Origin of the sequence: Kitasatospora arboriphila, from assembly GCF_039528095.1 — a bacterium.
GTDB lineage: Bacteria > Actinomycetota > Actinomycetes > Streptomycetales > Streptomycetaceae > Kitasatospora > Kitasatospora arboriphila.
The window spans coordinates 75789-85176 of record NZ_BAAALD010000025.1 but is presented as its reverse complement, the minus strand read 5'-3'; the positions used below and the strand labels follow the sequence as shown (position 1 = coordinate 85176).

The 9388-nt window shown below is 75.4% G+C and carries 7 protein-coding genes and 1 pseudogene; 6 read left to right on the top strand and 2 right to left on the bottom strand.

What is annotated here, in order from left to right:
- The 6 genes and pseudogenes from ABD353_RS15565 to ABD353_RS15540 form a co-directional block, all read left to right on the top strand.
- Positions 1–1760 (top strand): annotated as a pseudogene (locus ABD353_RS15565) (hypothetical protein); the annotation flags it as partial.
- Between the two features lie 514 nt (positions 1761–2274).
- Complete coding sequence (locus ABD353_RS15560) at positions 2275–4947, top strand: sensor histidine kinase (RefSeq protein ID WP_344624176.1); 2673 nt, start codon at positions 2275–2277, stop codon at positions 4945–4947.
- Complete coding sequence (locus ABD353_RS15555) at positions 4944–5381, top strand: roadblock/LC7 domain-containing protein (RefSeq protein ID WP_344624175.1); 438 nt, start codon at positions 4944–4946, stop codon at positions 5379–5381. The genes ABD353_RS15560 and ABD353_RS15555 overlap by 4 nt, the downstream gene beginning before the upstream one ends.
- Positions 5382–5425: 44 nt before the next feature.
- The gene (locus tag ABD353_RS15550; protein ID WP_425555163.1) at positions 5426–5782 is read left to right on the top strand and encodes a DUF742 domain-containing protein; all 357 of its coding nucleotides are present in this window, start codon (positions 5426–5428) and stop codon (positions 5780–5782) included.
- 1 nt (position 5783) lies between these two features.
- Complete coding sequence (locus tag ABD353_RS15545; RefSeq protein WP_344624173.1) at positions 5784–6350, top strand: GTP-binding protein; 567 nt, start codon at positions 5784–5786, stop codon at positions 6348–6350.
- Positions 6351–6454: 104 nt separating this feature from the next.
- Positions 6455–7588, top strand: coding sequence for an FAD-dependent monooxygenase (locus ABD353_RS15540; protein ID WP_344624172.1), 1134 nt, complete (start codon positions 6455–6457; stop codon positions 7586–7588).
- A 67-nt stretch (positions 7589–7655) separates the two neighbouring features.
- On the opposite strand, the gene ABD353_RS15535 is transcribed toward ABD353_RS15540, so the two are convergent.
- Together ABD353_RS15535 and ABD353_RS15530 are read right to left on the bottom strand one after the other, a co-directional pair.
- Positions 7656–8417 (bottom strand): bestrophin-like domain, encoded by a 762-nt coding sequence (locus tag ABD353_RS15535; protein WP_344624171.1) that lies wholly within the window; start codon positions 8415–8417, stop codon positions 7656–7658.
- A gap of 68 nt (positions 8418–8485) precedes the next feature.
- The gene (locus tag ABD353_RS15530) at positions 8486–9349 is read right to left on the bottom strand and encodes a hypothetical protein (protein WP_344624170.1); all 864 of its coding nucleotides are present in this window, start codon (positions 9347–9349) and stop codon (positions 8486–8488) included.
- Positions 9350–9388 lie beyond the last annotated feature (39 nt).

Sequence of the window (9388 nt, the reverse complement as noted above, 5' to 3'; positions counted from 1 at the left end):
GGCCCCCCGCGGGGCCCAGCCCGCCGTCCGCGGCGCCCTGCGCCCGCTGGCGGATCGGCGAGGCCACCGGCGCCGCGCTCGACGCCCGGCGGGCCGCGGGTGCGCGGGTGCCCGCCGTCCGGGCCGACGCGCTGTCCGGGCTGGCGCCGGACCCGGGACGGCCGCTGGACCGAGCCCTTACGTACCGCTTCCTGCAGCCGGCCGCGGATCCCGTGCCGGAGGGCGCCGCGGAGCTGCGGGAGGTCGCCGTCGGCCGGGACGACGCCGGGCGGCTGGCCCGGCTGCTCGACCTGCTCGCCGAGCACGGCCCGGTGCGGTTCGGCCCCGAGGCGGTGGACGCCTTCGTCGCCCGCACCGGGGCCCGCCGGGCGACCGCCCTGCTCGTCCTGGACGGCCTGCCCGAGGGCGCCGACCACACGGCCCGGCGCAGGCTGCTCACCTCGAAGCCGTACGGGGCGACCGAGCGGGACGCGCAGGCGCTGCAGACGGTGCTGCACCGGCTCGGCGGCGAAGGGCGCCTCGACCTGCTGGCCGCGGCCCTGCCGGACGACCCGGCCGAGCTGCGGCGGCCGGGCGGCCCGGAGGCGGCGCCCGTCCGGCTGGCCGACGCGTGGGCCCGGCTGGTGGGTACCGAGCGGCCGCTGGACGAGGAGGCCGCCCGCGAGCTGGAGGCGGAGACCGGGCTGGCGGAGCCGTGGCTGCGGATGCTGCTCGCTCCGGCCGGTGCCACGGCGGAGAGCGCCCCCTGCCGCCTCGTCCCGGCGGTGACCGCGTACGGCTCGGTCATGCTGCACACCGTCGGCCCGGACGGCGGGCCGGCGCGCGCCTGGTTCGCCGGCGCCCGCCACCAGTACGCCGCCGAGGCGGCCGCGCTGGTGTGGGCGCTGACCGCGCGTCCGGTCGGCGACCCGGCGGCGGCCCGGGCGGCCGAGCAGTGCGCCTGGCTGCGGACCAGGCTCGCGGACGAGGAGCTGATCGTCCCGCTGGGGACGCACCGGCTGCCCGGCGGCGAGGAGGAGCGGGCCGCGCGGTTCGGGCCGGGTGTGCTGGCGGTGCCCCTCGCGCCGTCCGCGGCGGACCGGGGTGCGGAGCCGACCACGGTGTTCGACGACGGCCTGCTGCTGGTGCCGCGGTCCGGGTACGGCACGGTCTGCCTGCGGCCGGCCCGGCTGGCCGATCCGGCGGCCCGCCGACGGCTGGAGGAGTACTGCACGGAGCACGGCCTGGACGACCTGCTGCGGCAGCTGCACGGCATCGACCTGCTGCGGGCCGGCGGCGGGCTGGAGCGGATGGCCGCCCGGGCCGCCGACACCCCCGTGCCGGCCGGCCGCTACGAGGCCGATCCCGCGCTGGGCGTGCCGCAGCTGGTGGCGGAGGCGGCCGGGGCGCTCGCCGTCGGCCCGGACGCGGCCGCCCTGCTGCTGCAGCTGCTCGCGCTGGCCCGCCCGACCGACCGGAACGTCCGCCGCTGGAACGGCTGGACGCCGGCCCGGCACCGGGCGGCGCAGGCCGAGCTGGCGGCGGCCGGACTCGTGGAGACCGGCAAGCGGTCGCGGGCCGGCCGGACGGCCTTCGCCGCCGGGCCCTGGACGGAGCTCAAGGCGCCCGAACTCCCGCTGGAGACGGCCAAGCTGGCGACCCATCTGGCCGGCCGCGAGTTCCGGAAGGAGACCTCGGGCCCGTTCCTGCGGCTGCTGCCGCCGCGACCGCTGCACGAGATGTTCGCGGAGGCCTGGGCGGAGTTCTCGGCGATCGTGTGAATCGCTGATTCATCCTGGGAGATTCGCGGACCGTTCGGGGCGATTCCGACCGTTCGGAATCGATTTCCCCGGACATTCTGACAGGATCACCTCACCCCGCGGCAAGTGGAGCGCTAGACTCCGAGCGGCTCGGCCGGCGGCCCTGACGGATGGTTCGCGGGCCGGTCCCGCACCGGTCGCACCTTCAGTTCCGGTGCTGGGAAGGGCAGTTCGCGCAGGCCGGATCCGGCCCACGGCGAAGAGCCGCCGAACATCGGGACGTTGGTCCCTGTGACGGCTCATCATGCCTGGTCGTAGCGGGTGTTGAGGCACTGCGGCGGCGCCGTGCCGGCGCCGCGCCGTCATGGCGACTTTCCTTGTCGTTATACGGTGTGGCTAATATCCATCCGTCAGAGTCCTTATCAGATTCGACCAGTTCCGAACGACTGGTGTCATCTCCAAGGAGAATGCCCTGCGCACGCGCGCGCCTCGGCGGATCAGAACGGGCCGGCTGTCGCTCCGCGCGACCCTGCTCGTGCTGGCGATCGTTCCCGGAGTGGCGCTGGCCGCCCTGTGGGCCGTCACCAGCGGACAGCTCCTGTTCGACTTCCAGCGCCAGGCCGCCCAGGGCCTGCTCGCGCAGAAGGCCGGCCAGCCGTCCAACATCGTCTACTACAACCTCCAGGAGGAGCGGCGCCTGAGCGCCGACGTCCTCGCCACGCACAGCGGCGTCGGCGACGCACTGCGCACCCAGCGCACCAAGACCGACGAAGCCGTCCGCGAGTTCCAGAAGCTCTCCGACGTCGCCGCCGACGACGCGCCGACCGAGGTCCGCGAGGCCGTCCAGCAGGCCCGGCAGGCCATCGGCCAGCTGCCCGCGCAGCGCGCCCTGGTCGACAGCGGCGGCGAGCAGCAGCAGGCCGCGGTCTACCGGTACTACACCGACCTGATCGCGGTGGACCTGCGGCTGTTCGCCTCGCTCAGCCACGTCGACAACGGCCGGATCACCACGATCTCCCAGCCGCTGGTCGACCTGTTCTGGGGCAAGGAGATGATCTCCCGCTCGGACGCGCTGCTGGCCCGCGGCTGGCCCACCGGCTCGCTCGGCACCGACGACTACCAGCAGCTCCGGCAGGCCGTCGCCGAGCAGGACTTCCAGTTCGGCACCAAGGTCGCGCCCTACCTGCCCGCCGACGAGGCCGCCATGTGGCAGCAGATCGCCGGCAGCCCGGCCTGGCAGGCCAAGACCCGCGCCGAGCAGCAGCTGCTGAAGCCCGCCGCACCCGACCGCAACGGCCGGATCGCCCTCGGCGTCGACAAGGACGCCTGGCGCCAGTCGATCGACACCCTCACCCCCGAACTCGTCGGCCTGCTGGAGCACCGCACCGGGCTCGTCGTCGACGAGGGCAAGGGCAGCATCGTCACCCTGGCCGTCCGGCTGCTCCTCACCACCGTCGTCGGCCTGATCGCCGTCGTCGTCGTCGCGCTCACCAGCTGGCGGCTCACCCGCACCCTGCGCCGCCGGATCGGCCGGCTGCAGCAGCAGGCCGAGGAGCTCGAGAACGCCCTGCCCGAGGTGGTCGAACGCCTCGGCAACGGCGAGCAGATCGACGTCGAGGAGCACGCCCGGGCGATCGAGCGCGACCCGTGGGCCCGCACCGAGGACGAACTCGCCAAGCTCGGCGAGGCGTTCAACCTCGCCCGGACGAGCGCCCTGCAGGCCGCCGTCGCCCAGGCCGAGCAGCACCGCGGCTTCGAGCGCCTGCTGCAGCGGATCGCCCGCCGCACCCAGCTGCTCATCGGCCAGCAGCTCAAGAAGCTCGACGCGCTGGAGCGCCGCCACGAGGACCCGGAGATCCTGGAGGGCCTCTTCGACCTCGACCACCTCACCGCGCGCCTGCGCCGCTACGAGGAGAACCTGGTCATCCTGGCCGGCGGCACCCCGCACCGGCGCTGGCGCAAGCCCGTGCCGCTGCTGGACGTGATGCGCGCCGCCCAGGGCGAGGTGCAGGACTACCGCCGGGTCGTCATCGACCTGGACGGCAGCCCGTGGCTCTCCGAGCGCGCCGTCGGCCCGGTCGCCCACGTGGTCGCCGAGCTGATCGAGAACGCGCTCAGCTTCTCCCGCCCGCCGAACCCGGTCGAGGTCCGCGCCGGCCGCGTCAGCCGCGGCGTCGCGATCGAGGTCGAGGACCGCGGCCTCGGCATGGACGAGGAGCAGATCGACGAGGCCAACGAGCTGATGACCCGTCCGCCCCGGGCCGACGTGCTCGCCCGCGGCGACGACATCCGCATGGGCTTCTACGTGATCGCCCGTCTCGCCGACCAGCACGGCCTGCGGATCGAGTTCCGCCAGTCGGCCTTCGGCGGCACCCGCGTCGTGGTGCTCGTCCCGGAGGAGCTGATCGTCCCCGACCCGACGGCGCGTCCCACCGCCGTCGCGGCACCGCAGACGGCCGGCGGCCTGCCCACCAGGTCCCGCGGCCGGGCGCTCGCCGGCATCACCGCCCTCCCCGGGGCCCCCGACCCGGTCACCGCACCCGTGGAGCTCCACCCGGTGTCCGAGGAGGTCCCGTACGTGCCGGTCGGCGACCCGTACACCCCCGGCGACCCGTACCCGCAGCACGAGCCGCTCGGTGCGCAGCCCGAGGAACAGTGGGCCGCCGGCCACGAGCAGCCCTTCCCCGCCGCCGTGCCGCCCGTGGAGGGCGCGCCCGCCCCGTACGGGCTGCCCGCGCCGTACCGTCCCGAGCCGGTGCAACCCGACTCGTGGCCCGGCCGGGTGCCCGCACCCGCCGAGCTCGCGCCGCCGGTGCCGGTCGCCCCGGCCGTGCCCGCGCCGTTCCCCGCCCCGGCGCCCTTCCCCGGCACCGGCGGCTACCCGCCGCCGCCCGTGCCGGCCCTGCCCGGCGGCGAACCCCCGCTGCCGCGCCGCGTCCGCCAGGCCAGCCTGGTCGACGAGCTGCGGATCGACCCGGCCGCCCCGCCGGCCGCCCCCGCGCCGCCGCGCTGGGACGAGAACCCGCTGTTCCGGCCGGCCCCCCGACGAGCCGGAGCGGCGATCGGTGCGTTCCAGCGGCGGTCCCGGGAGGCGCGCTCCGGTGCCGTCCCGCCGACTGCGGAGACCACCCCGCAGCCCGACGGGCGGCCCCGACCCGGAGACACCCGGAACACCCACACCATCCCGACGAGAGAAGACCGGTCATGACGCGCACAATCGCCACCCACCAGGACCTCGACTGGCTGCTGGACGGCCTGGTGGACTCGGTGGCCGGGACGAGGTACGCCGTCCTGCTCTCCGACGACGGCCTCGTGGTGAGCCACTCCCGCACCATCGACCGCTCCGACGCCGAGCGCCTCGCCGCCGTCGCCACCGGCCAGCAGAGCCTGGCCCGCGGCGTCGGCCAGCTCTTCGCCGGCGGCCCCGTCCACCAGGTGATCGTCGAACTGGCCGAGCTCTGGCTGTTCGTCATCGCCGCCGGCCAGGGCACTCACCTCGCCGTCGTCGCCTCCCAGGAGGTCGACGCGGAGGTCATGTCGCTCGCCATGCACAACCTGGTGCAGCAGGTCGGCCAGAAGCTCAGCACCCCGCAGCGCGGCGAGTTCGACGCGTTCGCCGCCCGCGGCGGGCAGCGCGGGTGACGTCGTACTGGGACGAGGACGAGGGGGACGACGGCGCGGACAGCATGGTCCGGCCGTACACCATCACCCGCGGTCGCACCGCGCCCGAGCGCGACGACTTCACCCTCATCACCCTGCTCACCACCGTGCAGGAGCCGGTCGACGCCTACGGCGCGCCCGTCCGGCCCGGCCGGCTGCAGCCCGAGCACCGGATGATCGTCGACCGGTGCCGGACGCCGGCCGCCGTGGCCGAGGTCGCCGCCGACCTCGACCTGCCGGTCTCGGTGACCAAGATCCTGCTCGGCGACCTCGTCGCGCAGGGCCTCCTGACGGCCCGGGCCCCGATCTCGGTGGCCCGGGCCGCGGGCGGCGCCGACCGCGGCCTGCTGGCCGCCGTACGTGAGGGACTGAGGAGGCTTTGAGATGACGACCACCCAGGCGGGCGCCGCCGCGGTCAAGATCCTGATCGCCGGCGGCTTCGGCGTCGGCAAGACGACCATGGTCGGTGCCGTCAGCGAGGTCGCCCCGCTGCGCACCGAGGAGTACCTCACCACCGCCAGCGTCGGCGTGGACGACCTCGCCGGGGTCGACCAGAAGGACACCACCACCGTCGCCCTGGACTTCGGCCGGATCACCGTCAGCCCCGAGCTGGTGGTGTACCTGTTCGGCACGCCCGGCCAGGAGCGGTTCTGGTTCATGTGGAACGACCTGGTCAACGGCGCGCTCGGCGGCGTCGTCATCGCCGACACCCGCCGGCTGGAGACCAGCTTCGCGTCGATCGACTTCTTCGAGAGCCGGGGCATCCCGTTCGTGGTGGCGATCAACTGCTTCCACGGCGTCAACACCCGCACGCCCGGCGAGATCCGGGCCGCCCTCGACCTCGACCCGCACGTGCCGATGCTGGTCGGCGACGTCCGGGAGCGGCCCTTCGGGCGGGACGTGCTGCTCGCCCTGGTCGACCACCTGATGGCGCTGCCGGTCGCCGGCTGACCGCCCGCGCGCCCCGCAGGGCCACGGCACCCGTCCCCGCCGTCCTCCCGCACCACGCGGCCGGCCTCCCCTGCCCGGCCGTCCCCCGAACCCACGGAGAGACCATGGCAACACCCCTGCGCGTCCTCGTCCACGGCGGCGGCATCGGCGGGCTGAGCCTCGCCGTCGCGCTCGCCCGTCGCGGCCACACCGTCGAGGTCGCCGAACTCCGCGAGCAGCTCGACGCCCTCGGCGTCGGCATCATCCAGCCCTCCAACGCCCTGCACGTGATGCGCGAACTCGGCGTCCTGGAGGACTGCCTGAAGGTCGGCTTCGAGTGGGAGGTGCTGACCATCTGCGACCCGTCCGGCGCCACCCTGGCCAAGATCCCGCAGCCGCGGATGGACGACGCCCCCGCCAACAACGGCATACCCCGCCCGGCCCTCGCCGAGGTGCTCGGCCGGGCCGCCGCGGAGGCCGGCGCGACCGTCCGCTTCGGCACCACGATCACCGCACTCGCCGACGACGGGGAGGGCGTGGACGTCACGCTCTCCGACGGCTCGGCCGGCCGCTTCGACCTGGTCGTCGGCTTCGACGGCATCGGCTCCCCGCTGCGCACCCGCCTCTACGGCGACCGCTACCGCCCCGAGTACACCGGCTTCGCCAACTGGCGGGTCACCGTGCCCCGGCAGCCCGAGGTGCAGGGCGTGGTGATGAGCACCGGCAACCTCGCCGCGAAGGCGCTGCTCACCCCGATCACCGACGACCTCATGTACCTGGGGGCGGTGTTCGCCGAGGCCGAGGACTTCCGCCCGGACCCGGAGCGCGCCCACGAGCAGCTCGCCGAGCGGCTCGCCGGCTTCGGCGGCCCGGTCGCCGAGGCGCTCGCGCAGGTCACCGACCCGGCCGCAGTGGTCCACTCGCGGATCTCCCAGGTCACCGTGGACGAGCCCTGGCACGTCGGCCGGGTGGTGCTGGCCGGCGACGCCGCCCACGCCTCCACCCCGCACCTGGCGCAGGGCGCGGCGATGGCGGTCGAGGACGCCCTGGTGCTCGCCCAGGAGCTGGACGCCGCGGACTCGGTGCCCGCCGCGCTGCGGGCCTGGGAGGAGCGCCGACGGCCGCGGGCGATGTTCGTCCAGGCGCTGTCCCGGGCCGTCCTCAAGCAGGAGACCGGCACGCCCACCACGCCGGAGGAGGACGAACTCCTCAAGGTCGGCATCCCCGGCGCCGCCCACGTGCTGGTGAAGCCGTACTGACGGTCGAGGACCGACAGGGGCGCGGGGGACCGTGTGGTTCCCCGCGCCCCCCGGGACGCGTCCGTGCTCAGAGCAGGGACGGGAAGAGGTCCAGGAACGGCTGGGTGGACACCGAGACGCCCCGGCCGAAGGGATCGTCGAAGTCCCAGATCAGGAACAGCAGGAAGGCGATCAGCGCGCTGAAGGTGCCGGCCAGGATCAACTCCCGCGGGGAGCGCCGGATCTGCAGCGCGAACACCATGCCGACGGTGACCACCGCGCCCACGATCAGACCGAACCACACCACCCCGGGCATGGTCGGGCCGGTGCTCTGGCCGCGGGTGTTGCGGGACTCGTCGGCCGCGGCGATCCGGTCCATGACCGGCTGGTAGACCTGCGCCTCCAGGTCCGACTGCGGGGCCCGCGAGGCGACGTCCTGGCGCAGCTTGGCGAGCAGCTCGGTGCCGCGCGGCGAGATCTCGCCGTTCTCCCGCATGTGGTCCCACTCGGTGTTCACCACGAAGGTCACGTAGGCGTCCACGTCGCCGCGGACCCGGGCCCGGAAGTCGGCCGGGTACACCTCGGCCCGGGCGCTGACCTCGTGCAGCGCCTGCGCCTCGTTCAGCACCTCGTCCTGGGCGGCGCTGCGGGCCTCCCAGACGCCGGCGATGGCGAGGCCGAGGACGATCGCGTAGACCACGCCGATCATCATGGTGATGTACTCGATGACGTCCGGGGTCTCGGACGGGTCGTCGTCCTCCCCGACCCGTCGCTGGCGCAGCACCACCACGGCGACGACGACCAGGACGGACGCCGCCATGGCGATCGCCAGGGCGAGCCACTCCGACATGACAACTCCTGTTCAGCACTGGATGGCCGACCGGCCGACGGCCGGTCGGGGGCGGCGGGACCGACCGGTCAGGACCGGCTGCCGCGGGCGGCGGCCTTCCCGCGGACCTTGGCGGCCGCGGCGGCGAGCACCGCGGGGACGGTGACGATCATCATCGTGGTCACCGGCGAACTGCTGCGGTGCCGGGCGGGCGCGACGGCCGGCTGGGCCGGAGGCATCCGGATCTTCCGCGGGGGGGGGGCGGGCGGGGCCGGCGGCGCGGGCGGCGGCTCCGGCGGTACGGCGGCGGCCGCCGCGGCCGGGGGCGAGGGTACGGGCTCGGCCGGCAGCGGGGCGGGCGGGGGCGCCGCCGGCTGCGGGGTCTGCGGCACCGGCGCGGGCGTGGGGGTCGGCTCGGGCATCGGGGTCGGCGTCGGCGTCGGGGTGGGCGTCGGGGTCGGGGTGGGCGTGGGAGACGGCGTCGGGGTGGGGCACGGGTGCGGCGGCTTCGGGGGCTTGGGCGGCTTCGGCGGCTTGGTGGGGTGCGGCGGATGGGCCGGATGGGTCGGGTGCGGGGGATATGCGGGGTGCGTGGGGTGCACCGGATGGGCGGGGTGCGTCGGGTGGAGCACCGGATGCACCGGGTGCCCGGGGTGGGGCTGGCCGGGGTGGGCGGGCAGGGACGGCTGCCCGGGGTGGTGGACGGCGGCCGTGACCGCGTCCATGTCCACGTCGATCGTGACGTCCGTCCAGACCTCCACTTCGATGTCGACCCCGCCGGCGCCGGTCACCGAGACGGCGACCCGGGCGCAGGAGTCGACGTCCGTGTCGACCCCGGGGGCGGCGGACCGCCCGTACGCGGCACCGGTCAGCAGGGCGCAGGCGGCGGTCGCGCCCAGCACGGCGCCGGCCAGTCGGACGCCGCGGGCCTGCGGGGTGATCGGTCCCGGCATGGTGGATCTGGTGCCTTTCGTTCCGGCGACGGTGCGGCG

What these genes read in the sequence shown, in the direction of transcription:
- ABD353_RS15535 (WP_344624171.1), bottom strand. Translation starts at nt 8,417, where the DNA reads ATGTCGGAGTGGCTCGCCCTGGCGATCGCCATGGCGGCGTCCGTCCTG.
- ABD353_RS15550 (WP_425555163.1), top strand. Translation starts at nt 5,426, where the DNA reads ATGGTCCGGCCGTACACCATCACCCGCGGTCGCACCGCGCCCGAGCGC.
- ABD353_RS15555 (WP_344624175.1), top strand. Translation starts at nt 4,944, where the DNA reads ATGACGCGCACAATCGCCACCCACCAGGACCTCGACTGGCTGCTGGAC.
- ABD353_RS15540 (WP_344624172.1), top strand. Translation starts at nt 6,455, where the DNA reads ATGGCAACACCCCTGCGCGTCCTCGTCCACGGCGGCGGCATCGGCGGG.
- ABD353_RS15545 (WP_344624173.1), top strand. Translation starts at nt 5,784, where the DNA reads ATGACGACCACCCAGGCGGGCGCCGCCGCGGTCAAGATCCTGATCGCC.
- ABD353_RS15530 (WP_344624170.1), bottom strand. Translation starts at nt 9,349, where the DNA reads ATGCCGGGACCGATCACCCCGCAGGCCCGCGGCGTCCGACTGGCCGGC.